This is a genomic window from uncultured Sulfitobacter sp. (genome assembly GCF_947499945.1).
GTDB lineage: Bacteria > Pseudomonadota > Alphaproteobacteria > Rhodobacterales > Rhodobacteraceae > Sulfitobacter.
Genome location: NZ_CANMQD010000001.1, coordinates 1,577,463 through 1,597,497, shown reverse-complemented (window position 1 = coordinate 1,597,497; position 20,035 = coordinate 1,577,463). Strand labels below are relative to the sequence as shown.

The 20,035-nt window shown below is 54.2% G+C and carries 18 protein-coding genes; 12 read left to right on the top strand and 6 right to left on the bottom strand.

Annotated features, from left to right (window positions below; all coding sequences use genetic code 11):
• Complete coding sequence (gene ubiE, locus Q0775_RS07955; RefSeq protein ID WP_298859049.1) at window positions 1-744, bottom strand: bifunctional demethylmenaquinone methyltransferase/2-methoxy-6-polyprenyl-1,4-benzoquinol methylase UbiE; 744 nt, start codon at window positions 742-744, stop codon at window positions 1-3.
• An 81-nt stretch (window positions 745-825) separates the two neighbouring features.
• Between ubiE and mutM the strand changes: the two genes are divergently transcribed.
• The 8 genes from mutM to gyrB all read left to right on the top strand — a co-directional run bounded on the left by mutM (window position 826) and on the right by gyrB (window position 10,727).
• Entirely contained in the window at window positions 826-1,677 is an 852-nt protein-coding gene (gene mutM / locus Q0775_RS07950) for a bifunctional DNA-formamidopyrimidine glycosylase/DNA-(apurinic or apyrimidinic site) lyase (RefSeq protein ID WP_298859047.1), read from the top strand.
• 62 nt (window positions 1,678-1,739) lie between these two features.
• Complete coding sequence (locus tag Q0775_RS07945; RefSeq protein ID WP_298859045.1) at window positions 1,740-2,516, top strand: enoyl-CoA hydratase; 777 nt, start codon at window positions 1,740-1,742, stop codon at window positions 2,514-2,516.
• Window positions 2,517-2,636: 120 nt separating this feature from the next.
• Window positions 2,637-3,512: a mechanosensitive ion channel family protein gene (locus Q0775_RS07940; protein WP_298859042.1), complete on the top strand. Its 876-nt coding sequence runs from the start codon at window positions 2,637-2,639 to the stop codon at window positions 3,510-3,512.
• A 173-nt stretch (window positions 3,513-3,685) separates the two neighbouring features.
• On the top strand, window positions 3,686-3,949 hold the full coding sequence (gene rpsT, locus Q0775_RS07935; protein WP_184565023.1) for a 30S ribosomal protein S20: 264 nt from the start codon (window positions 3,686-3,688) through the stop codon (window positions 3,947-3,949).
• A gap of 490 nt (window positions 3,950-4,439) precedes the next feature.
• Entirely contained in the window at window positions 4,440-5,804 is a 1,365-nt protein-coding gene (gene dnaA, locus Q0775_RS07930) for a chromosomal replication initiator protein DnaA (RefSeq protein WP_298859036.1), read from the top strand.
• A 138-nt stretch (window positions 5,805-5,942) separates the two neighbouring features.
• Window positions 5,943-7,061: a DNA polymerase III subunit beta gene (dnaN, locus tag Q0775_RS07925; protein WP_298859034.1), complete on the top strand. Its 1,119-nt coding sequence runs from the start codon at window positions 5,943-5,945 to the stop codon at window positions 7,059-7,061.
• A 57-nt stretch (window positions 7,062-7,118) separates the two neighbouring features.
• Complete coding sequence (recF, locus tag Q0775_RS07920; RefSeq protein WP_298859033.1) at window positions 7,119-8,216, top strand: DNA replication/repair protein RecF; 1,098 nt, start codon at window positions 7,119-7,121, stop codon at window positions 8,214-8,216.
• A 96-nt stretch (window positions 8,217-8,312) separates the two neighbouring features.
• Complete coding sequence (gene gyrB, locus Q0775_RS07915; protein ID WP_298859031.1) at window positions 8,313-10,727, top strand: DNA topoisomerase (ATP-hydrolyzing) subunit B; 2,415 nt, start codon at window positions 8,313-8,315, stop codon at window positions 10,725-10,727.
• A 66-nt stretch (window positions 10,728-10,793) separates the two neighbouring features.
• On the opposite strand, the gene Q0775_RS07910 is transcribed toward gyrB, so the two are convergent.
• The 4 genes from Q0775_RS07910 to Q0775_RS07895 all read right to left on the bottom strand — a co-directional run bounded on the left by Q0775_RS07910 (window position 10,794) and on the right by Q0775_RS07895 (window position 16,583).
• Window positions 10,794-13,025, bottom strand: coding sequence for a heavy metal translocating P-type ATPase (locus Q0775_RS07910; RefSeq protein WP_298859029.1), 2,232 nt, complete (start codon window positions 13,023-13,025; stop codon window positions 10,794-10,796).
• Window positions 13,026-13,077: 52 nt separating this feature from the next.
• Complete coding sequence (locus tag Q0775_RS07905; RefSeq protein WP_298859027.1) at window positions 13,078-14,562, bottom strand: heme biosynthesis HemY N-terminal domain-containing protein; 1,485 nt, start codon at window positions 14,560-14,562, stop codon at window positions 13,078-13,080.
• Window positions 14,563-14,572: 10 nt separating this feature from the next.
• A complete protein-coding gene (locus Q0775_RS07900; RefSeq protein ID WP_298859025.1) occupies window positions 14,573-15,808 on the bottom strand; it encodes a hypothetical protein in 1,236 nt (411 codons plus the stop codon).
• Between the two features lie 73 nt (window positions 15,809-15,881).
• The gene (locus Q0775_RS07895) at window positions 15,882-16,583 is read right to left on the bottom strand and encodes a uroporphyrinogen-III synthase (RefSeq protein ID WP_298859023.1); all 702 of its coding nucleotides are present in this window, start codon (window positions 16,581-16,583) and stop codon (window positions 15,882-15,884) included.
• 87 nt (window positions 16,584-16,670) lie between these two features.
• Here Q0775_RS07895 and tsaD point away from each other — a divergent pair, with 87 nt between their 5' ends.
• The 4 genes from tsaD to Q0775_RS07875 are packed head-to-tail and all read left to right on the top strand — an operon-like array spanning window position 16,671 to window position 19,399.
• The gene (tsaD, locus tag Q0775_RS07890) at window positions 16,671-17,756 is read left to right on the top strand and encodes a tRNA (adenosine(37)-N6)-threonylcarbamoyltransferase complex transferase subunit TsaD (RefSeq protein WP_298859021.1); all 1,086 of its coding nucleotides are present in this window, start codon (window positions 16,671-16,673) and stop codon (window positions 17,754-17,756) included.
• Entirely contained in the window at window positions 17,753-18,706 is a 954-nt protein-coding gene (locus tag Q0775_RS07885; RefSeq protein ID WP_298859019.1) for an NAD(P)H-dependent glycerol-3-phosphate dehydrogenase, read from the top strand. The genes tsaD and Q0775_RS07885 overlap by 4 nt, the downstream gene beginning before the upstream one ends.
• A gap of 1 nt (window position 18,707) precedes the next feature.
• Window positions 18,708-18,980 (top strand): YciI family protein, encoded by a 273-nt coding sequence (locus tag Q0775_RS07880; RefSeq protein ID WP_298859017.1) that lies wholly within the window; start codon window positions 18,708-18,710, stop codon window positions 18,978-18,980.
• Window positions 18,980-19,399, top strand: coding sequence for an EVE domain-containing protein (locus Q0775_RS07875; RefSeq protein WP_298859014.1), 420 nt, complete (start codon window positions 18,980-18,982; stop codon window positions 19,397-19,399). The genes Q0775_RS07880 and Q0775_RS07875 overlap by 1 nt, the downstream gene beginning before the upstream one ends.
• A gap of 234 nt (window positions 19,400-19,633) precedes the next feature.
• On the opposite strand, the gene Q0775_RS07870 is transcribed toward Q0775_RS07875, so the two are convergent.
• Entirely contained in the window at window positions 19,634-19,975 is a 342-nt protein-coding gene (locus tag Q0775_RS07870) for a DUF2853 family protein (protein WP_298859012.1), read from the bottom strand.
• Between the last annotated feature and the right edge of the window lie 60 nt (window positions 19,976-20,035).

The following is a 20,035-nucleotide window of genomic DNA, read 5'->3' as shown; positions in this document are numbered from 1 at the left end:
CTAGATTTTCCAGCCGGAATGAAGTGCCGCGATGCCCATGGTCATGTTACGATATTTTGCGTTCTCGAACCCCGCGCTGCGCACCATACCAAGGAATGTATCCTGATCAGGAAAGTTGCGGATTGATTCCACAAGGTACTGATAACTATCGCGGTCATTGGCGATCATCTGGCCCATGCGCGGGATCACATTGAAGCTATAGAGATCATAGGCTTTTTGCATCATCGGGTTGGGAAGTTGCGAGAATTCCAGCACCATGATGCGGCCACCGGGCTTAAGAACGCGGTATGCCTCATTGAGCGCTTCCTGCGGGCGGGTCACGTTCCGGATGCCAAAGGAGATCGTATAGACGTCAAACGTGTTGTCCTCAAATGGCAGGTCCATCGCATCGCCGACAACCCAATCGAGGCTGTCTTGCATTGCCTCGGCTTCGGCACGTTTGCGGCCCTCGATCAACATCCCTTCGGTAAGGTCACAGACCGTCGCATGACCTTGGCCTGCACGCTTAAGAAATTTGAACGAGACATCGCCCGTCCCGCCCGCAACATCGAGCAGCTTTTGACCCGGACGCGGGGCGAGCCAGTCCATCATCGCCTCTTTCCAGATGCGGTGGATCCCCATACTCATGACATCGTTCATAACGTCGTATTTATTGGCCACGTCTGAGAAGAGTGCGCGGACCTTGCCCGCCTTTTCCTCTTCGGGAATTGTCTGGGCGCCGAAATGTGTTGTTTTGTCGGTCATGGTATAGGTCCTGATCTTGTTGCGTTGGGGATATAGCCTCAGGTAGGCAGGTGCAAACCACCATTTGACGCAGGAGCAGTCATGCCCGAATTACCCGAAGTTGAAACGGTCCGTCGCGGTCTTGCTCCCGTGATTGAAGGTGTGGTGATTGCGCATGCGGATGTGAACCGACCTGACCTGCGCTGGCCATTCCCAGAGCGGATGGCGGAGCGGATAACAGGGCAGCGGGTGGAGAGACTACGGCGGCGATCCAAATATGTGCTAGCCGATTTGAGTTCGGGTGAAACCCTGCTCATCCATCTTGGGATGTCCGGGCGCATGCTCATTTCGGGTGACCCTCTTGGGCAATTTGTCCATAAGCATCCTGCCGCGGAAAAACATGACCATGTGGTGTTTCATATGGAGAACGGCGCACGGATTACTTTCAACGACCCGCGCCGCTTTGGGGCGATGGACCTAATGGAGACGGCCCGTGAAGCAGAACACAAGCTGCTCGCTTTGCTGGGACCAGAGCCGCTGAGCAATGATTTTCATGAAGCGATTCTGGTTGCGGCCTTTAAAGGCCGCAATACGCCAGTGAAGTCAGCTCTGTTAGATCAGCGTATTGTGGCTGGTTTAGGCAATATCTACGTCTGCGAGACACTTTTTCGGGCAGGAATTAACCCAGCGCGAAAAGCGGGGCGGATTGCCGCAGTGCGGGTTGCAGCACTGGTTCCCATCATCCGAGAGGTACTGGGCGAAGCAATTGAAGCAGGTGGGTCCTCCCTGCGCGATTTCCGTCAAGCTGATGGAGAGCTTGGATATTTTCAGCATTCCTTCGATGTTTACGGTAGGGAAGGTGCGCCGTGCAAAGCACAAGGATGCGATGCGACCATTGCCCGAATTGTACAATCGGGTCGCTCCTCTTTCTATTGTCCACAATGTCAAAGATAGCTTGATCCACCCAACCGCCATGGTATGCAAGCACGTCTGAACAACAGCAAAGGGCCGCACATATGGCTTATGAAACGATCATTCTGGACGTCGATAATCATGTCGCTTTGGTAACGTTGAACCGTCCTGACGCGCTCAATGCGCTCAATGATCAACTGATGAGCGAGTTGGCCGATTGCCTCAAAGGCTGTCAGGAAAACGAGAAAGTGCGCTGCATCGTCATCACCGGCTCGGAAAAGGCATTCGCCGCCGGTGCTGACATCGCGATGATGAAAGATAAATCCTTTGTGGATGTGTTTGCGGGTGACCTTTTCACCCCCGAAACAGATCAGATCATGCGTGTGCGCAAGCCGATCATCGCGGCCGTATCCGGCTATGCGCTGGGCGGTGGCTGTGAACTTGCCATGATGTGTGATTTCATCATCTGCTCAGAGACAGCGAAATTCGGTCAGCCCGAGATCAACCTTGGTGTGGTTGCCGGTATTGGCGGGACACAGCGCCTGACGCGAATCGTCGGCAAATCCAAAGCAATGGATATGAACCTCACAGGTCGCTTTATGGACGCGGATGAGGCAGAGCGCTCCGGCCTCGCCTCGCGTGTCGTGCCTGTGAAGAAACTGATGGAGGAGGCGCTCGGCGCTGCACACAAGATCGCCGAGAAATCCATGATTTCCGCTATGGTCGTAAAAGAGGCCGTAAACCGCGCTTATGAAGTGCCGCTGCGGGAGGGTCTGTTGTTTGAACGCCGCATGTTTCACGCGCTGTTCGCCACCGAAGATCAGGAAGAAGGCATGAGTGCATTTCTGGAGAAGCGTGAAACACAGTTCCGTGACAGGTAGCGGTAACTCCTAAAGAAGCTACTGCCATTTTGAACAAGTGCTTTTAGTTTCTCGTTAAACGGAACCTTTGACATGCTGGTACTGTTGTCTCTCCAATGGAATTTGTTGGAGTAGACAGCCTTGGAACCAGTAAACATTCTGATTGAACAACTACATGTTATGGCAACAGGTGCAATTGAGCTTGTGCCGCAACTCGTTGTTGCATTGGTGGTGTTACTGGCCACGTGGCTGCTGAACAAACTAGTCTCGACAATCATCAGACGCGTTTTGAAGCGCAGCAATCTTAGGCAAAGCCTAAAAGAACTGTTCACTTTAATCAGTTCGATCATTGTATGGATGGCGGGGATTATGATTGCCGCGATCATCCTTTTCCCAGGGTTAACACCGTCAAGCATGCTTGCCGGTTTAGGTATTGGTTCAGTGGCGATTGGTTTTGCCTTCAAGGACGTGTTCGAGAATTTTCTGGCTGGTATTATCATTCTCTTTCGCCGCGAAATGCGAATTGGGGATCATATCGAGTGTGAGGGGATCGAAGGACAAGTGACGCATATCGCTATTCGTGAAAGCCACATAAGGCAGACCGACGGACAACTCGTTATCATACCAAATTCAATTCTTTTCAAAAACGCAGTGACGGTGCGAACCGATAAAGATCAAAGGCGGGTGACCGTTATTTGTGGTGTTGCGTATGACGTTGATGTTGATGAAGCCCGAACAGTAATCGCTGATGCGGTGAAATCATGCGAAACCGTGGAAACAGACGAAAAACCTGTGCAAATTTTTGCCCAGGAATTCGCATCGTCGTCCATCAATTTCGAAGTGACCTGGTGGACCGGATCCACTCCTCTGGAAATTCGAAAATCTCGCGATGAAGTAGTATCAAAGGTAAAACGAGCACTTGATGATGCTGGGATAGAAATTCCGTTCCCCTACCGTACGTTGACTTTCAAAGAGCCATTGCCTCTCTCTGGGGGAGGAAAGACCGAGGCTGATTGATGCCTTGTTAACGTCAGCTGGCACAGCGACCTTTACAACACTGACCAAACACCGTTATAGGCCACCACATACATGCGCGTGCAGCCCGCTCAGGCTAGAATCACCTATCGGTGTCCTTCCCCCTCGGGAGAGTTTGCACGCTTTGACACGAATAAATTGATAGGACGATCCTCATGGCCAATACACCACAAGCAAAGAAACGCGCACGTCAGAACGAGAAGCGTTTTGCGATCAACAAAGCACGTCGCTCACGTATCCGCACATTCATCCGCAAGGTCGAAGAAGCAATCGAATCTGGCGTAAAAGATGACGCCGTTGCAGCACTCAAAGCGGCACAGCCAGAGCTGATGCGCGGTGTTACAAAAGGCGTTTACCACAAGAACACAGCCTCACGTAAAATGTCGCGTCTGGCCGCACGGGTTAAAGCAATCGCTTAATCAACTACCTGTTCAGAGACTTCGCACAGGCGTCACCAATGGTGGCGCCTGTGTTGTTTTCAGGACCCCTTTCAGAGGGTCGTGAGATTCTTTTTCAGCAAACACAGAGTCAACAAGTAAGATGTGTTGAAACGCGCTGTCCGACCTTGCTACGAAGGGTGAGCGATTCACATCGCAGGGGGACAGACCCGATCATCGAGAACCATTTTGCTAGAGGTGGTGCTTGATTTGAAGGTCTCTTCCAATGGCACAAAACGCCATTGAGATGAGCTGCAAGTTCTGCTGCCAGCAGTATTGCCTGTCACGATTATATAACGATGTCGCTCGTTCTTTGGCGGTACATTTGTGCCAAAAAGTGCGTTCGCAAAAGAATAACAGTCCGACGGATTGGGCCGGTTTTCCGATGGGACCGGAACGGCCTGTGTTTGTTCGTGTGGCTGATCGGGACTTTGCTGCAGGGGGCAGCATGATTGATGGTGGTAGTAAAAGTATGACACGCGAAGAATGGGCCAATGTTAAGCAACGGCTGCTTAAGACAGTCGGGCAAAACAACTTTACCACTTGGATTGATCCACTCATGTTGGGTCAGACATTGGACGGCATTGCAACGCTGAGCGTGCCAACCAACTTTTTCGGTAATTACGTCTCACAAAACTTCTCTGATCTTATCTTGCATGAGATGAAGGGCTTTGACGCCGACGTAACGCGTCTGAATTTTGAAGTCGCAAGCGCTAAGCCAGACCTTGTTACCCGCCAGACCGATGCGATCACCCCAGCTCGCGCAGCAGCTCCCAAGCCTGTGAATACATCTTCGGTTTATACCGCGCCGCTGGAAAGGCGTTTCTCGTTTGACACTTTTGTTGTCGGTAAGCCGAACGAGCTTGCGCATGCCGCCGCCCGCCGTGTCGCCGAGGGTGGTCCTGTAACCTTCAATCCGCTGTTTCTTTACGGTGGTGTTGGTCTGGGTAAAACGCATCTCATGCATGCCATCGCCCAAGAGCTACAGGCACGCAGACCGGAACTGAACGTGCTCTATTTGTCAGCCGAGCAATTCATGTACCGCTTTGTTCAAGCACTGCGTGATCGCAAAATGATGGACTTTAAGGAAATCTTCCGCACAGTTGACGTATTGATGGTAGACGATGTTCAGTTCATCGCAGGTAAGGACAGTACGCAAGAAGAGTTCTTTCATACGTTCAACGCGCTGGTGGACCAAAACAAGCAGATTATCATTTCAGCTGACCGTGCACCGCAGGATATCAAAGATCTCGAGGACCGCGTGAAGTCACGGTTACAATGCGGTCTGGTGGTTGATCTTCATCCCACTGATTATGAGCTGCGCCTCGGCATCCTGCAGACAAAAGTAGATGTGCACCGCGCCTCTTACCCCGAGCTTGAGATGGACGATGATATCCTTGCGTTCCTTGCCCATCGTATCTCGACAAATGTGCGTGTTCTTGAGGGAGCATTGACGCGTCTGTTTGCCTTTGCTTCGCTCGTCGGTCGTCGAATCGATATGGAACTAACGCAGGATTGCCTTGCCGATGTCCTGCGTGCTTCGGAGCGTAAAATCACAGTAGAGGAGATACAGCGCAAAGTATCCGACCACTATAACATCCGCCTCTCTGACATGATCGGCCCCAAACGTTTGCGCAGCTATGCGCGGCCCCGTCAGGTCGCCATGTATTTGTGCAAGCATATGACAAGCCGCTCGCTGCCTGAAATTGGCCGTCGCTTTGGCGGTCGTGATCACACGACAGTTATGCATGGTGTGAAGCGGATCGAAGAACTGAAGGTATCAGACGGCCAAATCGCAGAAGATCTAGAGCTTTTGCGCCGCTCGCTCGAGGCATAGTACTCAGTGCGATGCAGCGATGCCACAGGGCGGCCCTCCACAGGGTCGCCTTTTACGTTTCAACACCGTTAAGTCTTGTGATCAGGCACAAAGCGGGTACGTTAATTTTCCCAACCCTGTGCAGTGGAGATTAGGCATATGAAATTCAGCATCGAACGCGCCGCGTTGCTCAAAGCCGTCAGCCAGGCACAGTCCGTGGTTGAGCGCCGCAATACAATCCCGATCCTTGCGAACGTCCTGATCGAAGCTGAAGGCAGCGATGTCTCCTTCCGTGCAACCGACCTCGACATCGAAGTCGTCGATAAGGCCCCAGCCCAAGTCGAGCGCGCAGGCGCCACGACAGTTGCCGCGACAACACTGCACGAGATTGTTCGCAAGTTGCCGGATGGTGCGCTCGTCTCTCTAACAGCCGACAATGCCGCTGGTCGTTTGACCGTTGAAGCGGGTCGCTCGAACTTTTCCCTCGCGACGCTGCCCAAGGAAGATTTTCCCGTGATGGCGACGTCGGAGTATGCGTCGAACTTCTCTGCCAACGCCGCAGTCCTGCGCCGCCTGTTTGATAAGTCAAAATTCGCGATTTCCACGGAAGAAACCCGTTACTATCTCAACGGTGTGTACATGCACATCGCCGAAGGTGACGGCGGCAAAAAGCTGCGCTGCGTGGCCACTGATGGCCACCGGCTTGCCCGGATCGACGCCGATATGCCCGCCGATGCTTCAGATATGCCCGGTGTGATTATACCGCGTAAGACTGTTGGTGAATTGCGCAAGCTGCTAGACGATGATGACATGGAAATTGCCGTATCAGTGTCCGAGACAAAAGTGCGCTTTGCCACGCCGCTGATCACCCTGACATCAAAGGTGATTGATGGAACGTTCCCCGATTATACACGTGTTATTCCGCAGGGGAACACTCGCAAACTTGAAGTAGATGCTGCCGATTTTGCCCGCGCTGTTGACCGTGTGGCGACTGTAAGTTCCGAGCGGTCGCGTGCCGTAAAGTTGCAACTTGATGAGGACCGCTTGATCCTTTCCGTAAATGCACCGGACAGCGGCGCTGCAGAAGAAGAATTGGCTGTAGCTTATTCCGACGAGCGTTTGGAAATTGGTTTCAACGCGAAATACCTGCTGGAGATCGCCTCTCAGGTGGACCGTGAGAATGCTGTGTTCATGTTTAACTCCTCTGGTGATCCTACACTGATGCGTGAGGGCAACGACACCTCCGCCGTCTATGTTGTGATGCCAATGCGTGTATAAGGGGTGCGGAATTGTTGAAAAATTTCGTGCGCTTTCTTTTGAAGAAACCGACCTCTGATGGCTGGCCTCTATCTTTCTAAATTGACGCTTTCACACTTCCGATCGCATAAGCGGGCCGTAATCGAAGTGGGCGCACAACCTGTTGCAATCCATGGCAACAATGGTGCGGGCAAGACGAATATACTCGAAGCGATCTCGCTCCTCTCCCCAGGTCGTGGTCTGCGCCGTGCAAGCGCTGAGGACATGACCCGCCGCCCCGAAGCCGTTGGATGGAAAATTACGGCTTTGCTACACGGCCCCTTAGGCGTCAGCGAAATTGAAATCGTCTCTGAGAAGGGTGCCGCACGGCAGGTGCGTATTGATGGCAAGCCTGCGCCACAGACGGCGCTAGGGCGTATTGCGCGCGTTCTGTGGCTTATTCCATCAATGGACCGCCTTTGGATTGAAGGTGCAGAAGGGCGGCGCCGGTTTCTCGACCGTATCACGCTAAGCTTTCTCCCTGATCATGCCGAAATTTCGCTTGCCTATGAAAAGGCCATGCGAGAGCGGAATCGCCTTCTCAAAGACATGGTACGTGAACCTTCATGGTATGGCGCACTTGAGGCGCGCATGGCTGAGACCGCAGTGGCAATTCATCATAACCGCCTGCATGCCCTCAAAGCACTAGCAGATGCGCAGGAGGCGGCAGAGACCGCTTTTCCAACTGCGACACTCACGCTGGAATGCGAGATGCCTGACGATGTGGATACAATGCGTTCGGCGCTGGCTGACGGACGTATGCGTGATCTCAAGGCTGGACGGACGCTAATTGGACCGCACCGTGCTGATTTATTTGGCACATATGCTGCAAAAGGTGTTGCGGCGCGGGACTGCTCAACGGGAGAGCAGAAGGCGCTGTTGGTCTCTCTCATCCTTGCGAATGCTCGTGCGCTGGCCAGTGATTTTGGCGCTCCGCCGCTGCTGTTGCTGGATGAAGTCGCTGCACACCTTGATGCCGACCGTCGTGCAGCGCTCTATGACGAAATTGTTGCACTGGGTGCACAGGCATGGATGACGGGCACCGAAGACGGCCTTTTTGAAGCGATGGGCTCGCGTGCTCAGACCATTCTGGTGACAGATGAAGAAGGTGTTTCAACGGTCAGTACACTGACATGACCCCCCTCTGCTCAAACCACAAAATCTTGTGCCAATCGCGTGACAATCCCCCTCAAAAACCGTATATTTAGGGGATTGAAAAACAGGATCACATCAATGTCCGAGACAGAGCAAGCACCCGAAGAATACGGCGCGAATTCCATCAAAGTTCTCAAAGGCTTAGAGGCCGTTCGCAAACGTCCCGGTATGTATATTGGGGATACTGACGACGGGTCAGGCCTGCACCATATGGTGTATGAAGTTGTGGATAATGGAATTGATGAAGCGCTGGCTGGTCATGCCGACCATGTGGCCGTTACGATCCATGAAGACAGCTCTGTTTCTGTGTCCGACAACGGGCGCGGCGTTCCTGTTGGAATGCATGATGGTGAAGGCGTTTCAGCCGCTGAGGTCATCATGACCCAACTGCATGCAGGCGGTAAATTCGACAGCAATTCCTACAAGGTGTCAGGTGGTTTGCACGGTGTTGGTGTGTCTGTTGTGAACGCGCTCAGCGATTGGCTCGAACTGCGCGTGTGGCGCGATGGTCACGAGCATATCGCGCGTTTTGAAGGTGGATATACCACCAAGCATCTTGAGACTTTGGGCGCAACTGACCGGACAGGCACCGAAGTCCGCTTCCTCGCTTCTCTCTCGACTTTCTCAAACCTCGACTATTCATTTGAGACGCTAGAGAAGCGCCTGCGCGAACTGGCCTTCTTGAACTCCGGCGTGAAAATCATCCTGCGCGACGAGCGGCCAACAGAACCGCTTGAGACTGTCCTGTTCTACGATGGCGGCGTCAAAGAATTCGTCAAATACCTCGACCGCAATAAATCCTCGATCCTGCCGGAACCGATTTTCATCACCGGTGAGAAGGACGACATTGGCGTTGAAGTCGCGATGTGGTGGAATGACAGCTACCATGAGAATGTGCTGCCCTTTACCAACAATATCCCCCAGCGCGATGGCGGCACGCATATGGCGGGCTTTCGTGGTGCGCTGACGCGGACGATCAACAACTACGCCCAATCATCTGGCATCGCCAAAAAAGAAAAAGTTACCTTTACTGGCGATGACGCTCGTGAAGGCCTGACCTGTGTTCTCAGCGTTAAGGTGCCTGACCCCAAGTTCAGCTCCCAGACCAAAGACAAACTAGTCAGCTCGGAAGTGCGCCCTGCTGTTGAGGGTCTTGTGAACGAAAAGCTCGCTGAATGGTTCGAGGAAAACCCGCAAATTGCAAAAATCGTTGTGGGTAAGATTATCGAAGCCGCCCATGCCCGTGAAGCGGCGCGTAAGGCGCGTGACCTAACGCGGCGCAAGACAGCCATGGATGTGAACTTCCTCGCAGGTAAGCTCAAAGACTGCTCAGAGAAAGATCCGTCCAAGACCGAAGTCTTCCTCGTGGAGGGTGACTCGGCTGGTGGCTCCGCCCAGACGGGCCGTGATCGTCAGACACAAGCGATCCTGCCACTCAAAGGTAAGATCCTGAACGTCGAGCGCGCGCGGTTCGACCGCATGCTCGGCTCTCAGGAGATCGGCAACCTTGTGATGGCGCTCGGCACTGGTATTGGTCGCGACGAGTTCAACATCGACAAGCTGCGCTACCATAAGATCGTCATTATGACCGATGCTGACGTGGACGGGGCGCACATCCGCACCCTGCTGCTCACCTTCTTCTACCGCCAAATGCCGCAGTTGATCGAGAACGGTCACCTCTACATCGCGCAGCCGCCGCTTTACAAAGTGTCGCGTGGGAAATCCGAGGTTTACCTCAAAGACCAAGCTGCAATGGAAGAGTACCTGATCCAGCAGGGCATCGATGGTGCTATGCTGCGTCAGGGCAATGGAGAAGAGATCAGCGGGCAGGATTTGGCCCGTGTGGTTGAACATGCCCGCCAGATGCGCCGCGTATTGGAAGCGTTCCCGACGCATTATCCGCGTCATATTCTTGAGCAAGCCGCAATTGCAGGGGCGTTTGTGCCCGGTGCTGTGGATAGCGACCTGCAAGGCGTTGCCGATAAAGTAGCCAAGCGCCTTGATCTGATCGCACTTGAATATGAACGCGGCTGGCAAGGTCGTATTACACAGGATCACGGCATCAAATTAGCACGTATACTACGTGGTGTTGAGGAAGTGCGCACGCTAGACGGTAAGATGTTGCGTGGCGGTGAAGCCCGCAAGTCTGGGACCTTCACCGAGCACTTGCAGGACGTCTACAACCTTCCCGCAACACTGGTTCGCAAGGATCGCTCCCAGCTTATCAACGGACCGATGGACTTGCTGAATGCTGTTCTTGCAGAAGGTGAAAAAGGGCTGTCGCTCCAGCGATACAAAGGTCTAGGCGAGATGAACCCTGATCAGCTGTGGGAGACTACGTTGGACCCCGATGCCCGTACCCTGTTGCAGGTCCGCGTTGAGGATATGGCTGAAGCGGATGATCTGTTCACCAAGCTGATGGGCGATGTGGTCGAACCCCGCCGTGAGTTCATTCAACAGAACGCTCTGAACGTGGAAAACCTCGACTTTTAACGCTATTCGTCAGCTAGAGTTGAAAACGCCGCCGCAGGGGTCAAATCCACGCGGCGGCGTTTTATGTTAAGCTACCATTTTGCGTAGGCGAAGCGCGTTGGTCAGGACAAAGAGCGAGGAAAGACCCATCGCACCCGCAGCCAATGCAGGCGACAGCAAAATACCGAAAAACGGATAGAGCACCCCTGCCGCAACGGGGATAAGCGCCACGTTATAGCCAAAGGCCCAGACGAGGTTTTGACGGATGTTCCGCATCGTTTTTTGTGAGGCACTTACCGCGACAGCAACGCCAGCAGGATCGCCCCCCATCAGCACAACATCAGCAGCATCCATCGCCACGTCTGTACCTGTGCCAACCGCGATTCCGATATCTGCATGTGCCAAAGCAGGGGCATCATTGATACCATCACCCACGAAGGCGATAACATCACCACCTCTGCGCAAGCTATCGAGAGCGGCAATTTTACCCTCTGGCAGGACATCGGCAACAACCGCATCAATGCCCAACTCCGCTGCAAGGTGGTCAACAGCTGCCTGCCCATCACCGCTGATCACCGCGACACGGACACCGCGCTTTTGCAGCGCTTCAATCGCCGTCTTAGCACCGGACTTGATCTTGTCCGAAATCACCAACATCGCAAGCGGCGCACCATCTTTGGCAGCAAAGAAGACGGTCTGCCCTTTTACTTCCGCCGCTGCACGCGCTTTGTCAAAGCTGCTGAGATCAACATCCAAACCGGATATCCAACCATGCTTGCCGACATAAAGCTGCGCACCGTTGACTTGGCCGCTGACGCCGCGACCTGCCACCGCTTCGGTATTCATGGCTTCAGGAAGGGAAAGCCCCTCCGCCGCTTCAAGAATAGCGCGTGCGGCAGGATGTTGCGATGACGCTTCAACAGCAGCTATCATCGTCAAGGCATCATCACGATCACTCCCCTGAGCAGGAATGATATCAACGAGCGTTGGTCGCCCTTCAGTGAGGGTTCCCGTCTTGTCAAACGCAACCAGCGTTGCACCCTGAAGATGTTGCAATGCCGTTCCCGTGCGGAACAACACACCCAGTTCAGCAGCACGTCCTGTCCCGATCATAATAGACGTGGGCGTCGCAAGCCCCATGGCGCAAGGGCATGCGATAATAAGAACCGAAACACCAACCACCAGCATAAATGGCAGCTTAGGCTCTGGCCCAACCAGCCCCCACACCAGCATTGTCAGGGCAGCAACGACGAGAACAGCAGGCACAAACCTCAAGGTAATCTGATCGACCAACGCTTGAATGGGCAGCCGCGCCCCTTGGGCAGTTTCGACAAGAGCAATAATCTGGGCAAGCTTGCTGTCGCTGCCCATCGCCGTAGCACGGCAAATCAGGGTTCCATCCGTATTAATCGTGCTGCCCGTCACCCCATCGCCAACGGTCTTTGACACAGGCATCGGTTCACCAGTGAGCATGCTTTGATCCACATCGCTGTGGCCGCTGACCACCTCACCGTCTGCGGCAATACGTTCTCCCGCGCGGACCATGAATGTTTGGCCCGAGACAAGTTCGGCAAGGGGGCGTTCAACCCACTCCCCTTCAACCTCGACACGGACCAGATCGGGGCGCAACCCGATCAGGCGTTCAATCGCGGCGCCTGTGCGGTTCTTTGCCCGCGCCTCAAGCCAACGACCCAAGAGGATCAGCACTATGATCACACACGCGGATTCAAAATAGACCGCACGCGATTGCTCTGGCAGCAGCTCGGGCGCTGCTAAAACAAAAACGGAGTAGAGATAAGCAGCGCCTGTGCCCAATGCGACAAGACTGTTCATGTCCGGCGCACCCTTGAAGAGCGCAGGAATACCCCGGCGGAAAAACCGCAAACCCGGGCCAAACATCAGGATTGTGGTCAGCACCGATTGAAGCTGCCACGATGTTTCAGTCCCGATGCTGTTGTGGATTGCATGATGCATCGCGGGAAAGAGGTGGCTGCCCATTTCAAGAATGAAAACAGGCAGGGCAAGTGCGGCAGCAATCAATGTTGCGCGGCGCAAGGCGATAACGTCGTTCTCTTTTTCCTCACGCCGTGCCGCTGCGTCTTCGTCCTCTTTCAGCGCACCAGGGTAGCCTGCTTTTTCAAGCGCTGCGAAAACGTCCTTGAGTGCCTTGGCAGAATCCACCGTAAAGCGTGCAGATTCGTCGGCAAAATTGACTGCAGCGCCCTCAATCCCATCGACGCCATCCAATGCCTTTTGCGCACGTGCGGCACATGCACCGCACGACATATTTTGTACACGAATTGTAAAGGTATCAGACATATCGCGCCCTACAAAGGACCGCCTAGCCAGCATGCGCTAACTACTTCGCGTCCTAATCTTTTTCTTCATCTGCTTCGATCTTTGCCTCGATGATCTCAGCATCTTCAATCGTGCTACTCTCATCAGCTGGAATAACATCGTCAGCGATTGAGTTATCCTCAAGCGCGCCGACGATCAATGGCAGCATCTGAACCCCCGTCGGGGAGGCAACCTCTGAGAGAGGCGGACGTTTCCATTCAAGCGTGTCAAAGCTGGAACAGTTTTCGCAAATCGGCTTCCACTCATTGTGGATGTGCTGGCAGCTTTCGCAGATCCATTGCGGACCACGTGGCACAGAAATCGCGCGGGCAAGCCAGCCTTTTACAACTGTATCAGTCGCTCCTTCGCCGCGCTCAATCACAGCCATAAGGGTAACAGACCGCGCATCTGGATCAGTCTCGACCAGATTGCCCAGCGCACGACGCGCTTCGGGGAAATCCTCATTTGCGATGTGCAACTCGGAGAGTAGCATCTTTGTCTCAGGGTGCTGCGGGTTCACCTTGGTTAGGGTGGCGAAACGTTTAATCCGTGCAGTTGGCGTTTCATCCGGCACAATTGCGGCAAAGGCTGCGGCGAGGTCGGGGTGTGGCCGTGCTTCCCATGCTTTTTTCAGAACACGCGTGGCATAGCGTGGCTTGTTTTGTGAAATGTAGCCTTTGGCTGCCATGACTGCCGCAGGGATCAGGTCAGGTGACAAGCGATTTGCTTCAATCGCAGCCTCACGTGCTTCTATGGACTTATCGTCGTCCAAAATGTCTTTTGCTTCGGACAACGCAAGTACTGCATCGCGACGCTTGTGAACGTCACGGGGCAGTTGACCATTGCGCAGCTTTGCGCTCAGCGTTTTGCGTGCGCCCGTCCAGTCTTCTTTCTCGGCCTGAAGACGCAATAGAATATCACCTGTATCCTCATGCTTTGGCTTGAGCGCGAATGCCTTTTCGGCCAACTGCAATGCAGTCTCGGTATCACCCGCAGCAAGCTTTTGTTTCAGAATACCGCGCACTCCAACAAAACGGGTTTGCTCGTTCTCGACCAGTTTGCGGTAGGTTTCTTCGGCTTTGCGCGTATCACCTGCCATCTCAGCAGCTTGCGCCGTGAGCAGATTTGTAAGAGCGGGTTTTTTGAGATATTTCTCGGCCTTAGCCGCCTTCGCCAGTGCGACTGTCCCTTCACCACTGGCAAGCGCCAGCATACCTTCGGACAAAGCGTCAAAACCTTTGCGCTCGCGGTTGCGATCAAAGTAACGCGAAAGCGCTGTCTCGTCACCGTTGAGGAACTTAAAAACGGCAATCAAGAGAGACATCACCTTGAGGAACAGCCAAACCACAAACACCAACAGAATCAGCAGGATGACTGACTGTAACGGACCGGGGTTCAGCTCCAACCCAAAGCCGCTGAATTGCAGACCGCCATCGGCCTGAAGCAAAAGGTTTGCCCCCCACGCAAGCGCGGCAACGACACAGAAGAAAAAGATGATTTTAATCAGGGACCAGAGCATATTGTTTTCCTTAGTCTGCCGTCAGGCGTTGTGCCAAAGCATCGGCTGCGTTGCGGGCGGCAATGCGAGCATCAGCCGCCGCACGCCAGTCCGCAATCGCGGCCTGCGCTTCTTCGGGCAGGGTATCTAGTTCAGTCAATGTGGTCGCAAGATCACCTCTTTTGATTGCTGCTTCTGCGCGAGACAAAACTGCATCAGGATCATTGCCCTCTTTCGGTGCGACCGAGCGCGCACCAAGGGAGCGCTTTAGAAAACCGCCCAACCCTTGCTGACCGTCACCGGAACCAGTCGCACGAGCCGCCGCGAGGGCAGTCCGCGCCTCGGCAGGGAACTCGCTTTGTAGCACGCTTAACGTCGCAACGCCGCTGTCGGCAGAGGCGGCAAGAGCGGGATCAATCTCACCCAGATCAAGGTCGTTGAGTGTAGCAATCGCGTCAGAATACGGCCGGCCCGCATCAATCGCGGATACGATCTTTGCGATCGCGGTTTGTGCGCTGGCAGCTTTTGCCGCATCTGCGGTAGCTTCCTCGACGCTTTTGGCATTATTCAAAAGCGCTTCAATCTCGCTGCGCTGTGTTTCTGCTGACGCTTTTAGCGCCTCAAGTTCGGCAGTATATGCGGCAATTGCTTCAGCATCCACGCCTTCGGGAACAGACACAACGGGACGTTCTTCGAGGGCTGCGAGCCGGTCTTGGATTTCTGCCAACTCCGTCTCAATGGGCGACAGGTCCACTGTCGGGATATCGACGGCAGGTGGCTCTGCTGTCTCAAGTGCTGCAATGCGCTCTTGCTGCGTGTTCAGGTCACTACGCAGTTTTGTTGTGATGTCGCTGTCAGCCTGACCAAAAACTTCATATTCGGACGCCATGAATCCGATAGCGCCAGCGACGATACCGCCCAAAACGAGAGGAAGGAAAACGCTCTTCTTCTCGGCCTCTGGTGCGGGTGCAACACCTTCTGGCATTGGTGAAATTTCTTGCTCCGTCGCATCAGCTTCTTTCGCGTCTTCTGTCGGCTGTAAGGCTATCTCCTCGACGGTCTGCACATCGGGATCTGCCGCATCCGCAACAGTGGCCGCTTCTGCCTCAGATTTTTCTGCTTTATCAGGCTGATCACTTACTTCTACTGACGTTGCGTCAGTGGAGGTTTCAGCCTCCACTATAACAGCATCTTCGACCTTGCTTTCGATTGCCTCACTCTTCCCTGTTTTCTTACGGGGAGAGCCAGTTTTCTTCGATGACGCCACAACACACACCTTTTCGATTCATGTCCTCAGACCTTGGACAACGATACAAGTCTATCGCGCATCCTCAAGGCCCTCAAGCTAAGCTGAGGTTCAAGCACAGGGTTTCAACCGCTTTGCGCATATATATAGTCTGCGGTGACGGTAATATGACGCAGCTTGCAAGTTTTTCTCCCTCAAATGGGGCTGCTATAGAATCGCTCAGCGCGATTATGTGCGCGAATTCAAGCAGACCAGACGCCTCAGCACGCAATTGCTTGGCCGTACGGTGGGAAAAAACAGGTATAATACATGGACCCGCAAGCGCTTGCCGCGCAGCAGGTTCCAGCGGCAACAGGTTTTGCTGATAGATCGGGACATGCACCGTTTCAATTCCATCGGCAGTCAGAGTATCAGCGATGTCGCCGATCGTATGCTCACCACTCAAATGGACCAATCCAATTGAGGGCCGGACTTTCCGAAGGGCTGCTATCAATTCGATCGCTGTCCTGCCCGCTTGCTCTGCATCCCATCCCCGCCTACGCGCTTCGGCAGTGGTTCGAGCACCTACACAAAAGGCAAGTCGCCCCTGCCCTTCAGGCCCAAAATCAACGCCATTCGCCGACGTGAAAATAGCACCCTGTATTTCCTCAGGAACAGGCTTCGCCCCCACGCTGGTTATTTCCATCAGGGGCGCAATCAAAACCTGGACCGCTTTACGCGCTGCTGGCTCAAGCGCCGCGACAAACCCACAAGAGGCGCCTCGGGGCCGTGTAAGCAGGAGGGTGGGCAATGACATCAGTCGAATAACGCTCTCAGGATTGTTTGCCGGACGCCTAGGTGTTACCTGCGCAGGGTCCCCTTCGCAATGAAAACAGGCCAGCATATGACCTCCCTCACGATTCTTGGCATTGAAAGCAGCTGTGATGATACCGCTGCTGCTGTGCTGCGCGGGCAGATTGGTGACACCCAAGTGTTGTCATCAGTCGTGCTGGGACAAACCGAACTACACGCCAATTTTGGCGGGGTCGTGCCAGAGATCGCGGCGCGGGCGCATGCGGAAAAACTTGATCTGTGCGTTCTGCAAGCTTTGAACGAAGCTCATGTAAGTTTGGATAATATTGACGCGGTGGCCGTTACCGCAGGTCCGGGTCTAATCGGCGGCGTTGTGTCGGGTGTGATGTGTGCCAAGGGAATCGCGCTGGCGCAGGGCTTACCGCTTTATGGCATTAATCATCTTGCGGGTCATGCGCTCACACCTCGTCTTACTGATAACGTGCCGTATCCCTATCTAATGTTGCTTGTCTCTGGTGGGCACTGTCAATTTCTTATCGTGGCGGGGCCAGATCAATTTCAACGCCTCGGCGGTACCATCGACGATGCCCCCGGCGAAGCCTTTGACAAAGTGGCGCGACTTATCTCACTGCCCCAGCCAGGTGGCCCGGCGATTGAAGAGCGTGCAAAACAAGGTGATCCTAGGCGTTTCAAACTGCCGCGCCCGTTGCTGGACCGTGACGGGTGCGATATGTCTTTTTCTGGCCTGAAAACTGCTGTGCTGCGTCAGCGCGATAGTCTGGTCCAAGAAAGCACGCTTGCGGCACAAGATCAGGCCGATCTCGCCGCAGGATTCCAAGCAGCAGTTGTTGATGTTCTGGCAGAAAAAACACGCCGCGCACTCGAGCTTTATGTGCAGCTCACAGATACGCCGAGTATTTGCGTCGCAGGCGGGGTTGCCGCAAATATGGCAATTCGAAGCGGACTGGAAACCTCCGCAGCCGAATTTGGTGCCGATTTCATAGCGCCACCCTTAGCTCTTTGCACCGATAATGCGGCGATGATCGCCTATGCAGCATTGGAGCAGATGACAACTCGGGACCCTGACGGTATGGGTCTGTCTGCGCGGCCCCGCTGGCCTCTGGATCAAACTGCACCCGCCATGTTGGGGAGCGGTAAAAAGGGAGCGAAAGCATGACCATTTCCGTATTGGGCGGCGGCGCATTCGGCACCGCGTTGGCAATCACTTTGGCAACCAAAGGGCCTGTTACCCTTTGGGCCAGAAATCCGGCCAACATGCAAACTGCGCGAGAAAACAAAGCACGGCTCCCTAACTGCCCATTTCCCAATTCACTTACCGTCACCGGAGATTTGGACGAAGCACTGGTCGCAAAAACCGTGCTACTTGCCCTTCCAATGCAAAAATTGCGGGACTTTATCCGCGCGCACTCAGAGGCTTTGGCTGGCAAGTCACTAGTCGCCTGCTGCAAAGGAATCGAGCTAAGCAGTGGTGCTGGCCCCGTTCAGATCATCACCGAAGAGGTCCCCACCGCCCAAGCAGCGATCCTGACGGGGCCCAGCTTTGCTGCTGACATCGCACGCGGGTTGCCTACCGCGCTTACGCTGGCTGTGGCGGATGATGCCGTAGCCCAGCGGTTACAGGCTGAACTAACCACACCGTCGCTGCGCCTGTATCGAACGACGGATACCATCGGCGCAGAACTGGGCGGAGCGCTCAAGAACGTTGTAGCGATTGCCTGCGGCACGGCCATGGGGGCAGGTATGGGAGAAAGTGCGCGTGCCGCGTTGATGACACGTGGTTATGCGGAGATGCAGCGAATGGCGGCCTATCGCGGGGCTGATCCGGACACACTTGCTGGACTGTCAGGCTTTGGCGATCTCACGTTGACCTGCACCTCGGAAGGATCGCGCAACTATCGGCTCGGCCTCAGCCTTGGACGGGGTGAACCCTTTGATGCTGGCACCACTGTTGAGGGCGCAGCAACTGCCCGTGCCGTTGCAAAGATTGCACAAGATGCCGGATTGGACATGCCCATTACAATGGCCGTTGCTGGTCTGCTTGATAAATCGTTAGATGTGAAAACGGCTGTCCACAGCCTGCTTACCAGACCTTTGAAGGAAGAATGATATGCTTGTATGCTTGATGGCCCATGACAAGGCAGGCGCACTTGAAGTGCGGATGGAAAACCGCCCAGCGCATGTGGAGTATTTGAAAAGCACCGACCACGTGCATCTGGCCGGCCCGCTTATTGATGCGGATGGCGGCATGTGTGGCTCAATGATTGTGCTGGATGTACCTGATATGGCGACCGCCGAAGCTTGGGCCGCGAATGATCCCTATGCAAAGGCGGGCCTGTTCAGCAGTGTCACCCTCACCGAATGGAAAAAGGTGATCGGCTGATGGCCTATTGGCTGTTCAAATCCGAACCTTCCGTCTGGGGATGGGACGATCAGGTCGCAAAGGGCGACGTCGGTGAGGAATGGGACGGCGTGCGCAACTATCAGGCACGCAATTTCATGCGGGATATGGCGGTTGGCGATCTGGGGTTCTTCTATCATTCCCAAAAAGAGAAGGCTGTCGTTGGTATCGTAGAGGTTTGCGTCGCAGCCCACCCCGACAGCACAACAGATGATCCGCGCTGGGAGTGCGTTAATATCCGTGCAGTGCGCCCGTTTGCGAAACCTGTGACACTGGATATGGTAAAAGCGGATGAGCGGCTCGCCGATATGGCGCTGGTGCGCAGTTCGCGCCTATCTGTGCAGCCTGTCACAGAAACGGAATGGAAGATTATCTGTACCTTAGGTCAAACCGACCCGTAATAATATAGCGATTAAACGAAAAAGGGTTCCAGCACCTCGCCAGAACCCTTCTCACCCCGTGCGCTCCCTAAACCCCGGCACACGTATTCGAAATATGTTCTGGCCGTACTGACCGATGTAGTATCGATACCCATACCAGCATAATTTCGCAAGAATTCAATGATTTGCATTGCATTCAAAAAAGAAACGCCCGCTTAACCAAGCGGGCGTTTACTAACAGAAACCTATTCAGGCTTAGCTATAAACCGACTCTTTGCCGAAGTGCTTTGTCAGCATGTAGTAGACAACGGCACGGTATTTGTTGCGCTCGGACTTGCCGTACACTTCGATCACTTTGTTGATTGCTTCCATCAAGTTTGGACCGTCTGGCAGGCCCAGCTTTTTGATGAGGAAGTTGTTTTTAACCGTTTCAAGCTCGGCTGGCTGGCTGCCTGCTACTGTAGAGGCGTCAGCATTATAGATTGATGGACCACAGCCGATTGTGACTTTTGTCAGCAGAGCCATATCAGGCTCCATGCCGCATTTGCCTTTGAGATCTTCCGCGTATTTCGCGATCCACTCGTCCCGTTTACCCATTGTAATACTCCCTTGCTGGACTGTGCCAGCTTAGTTGCTGACATTTCACAAAAGCCTAAA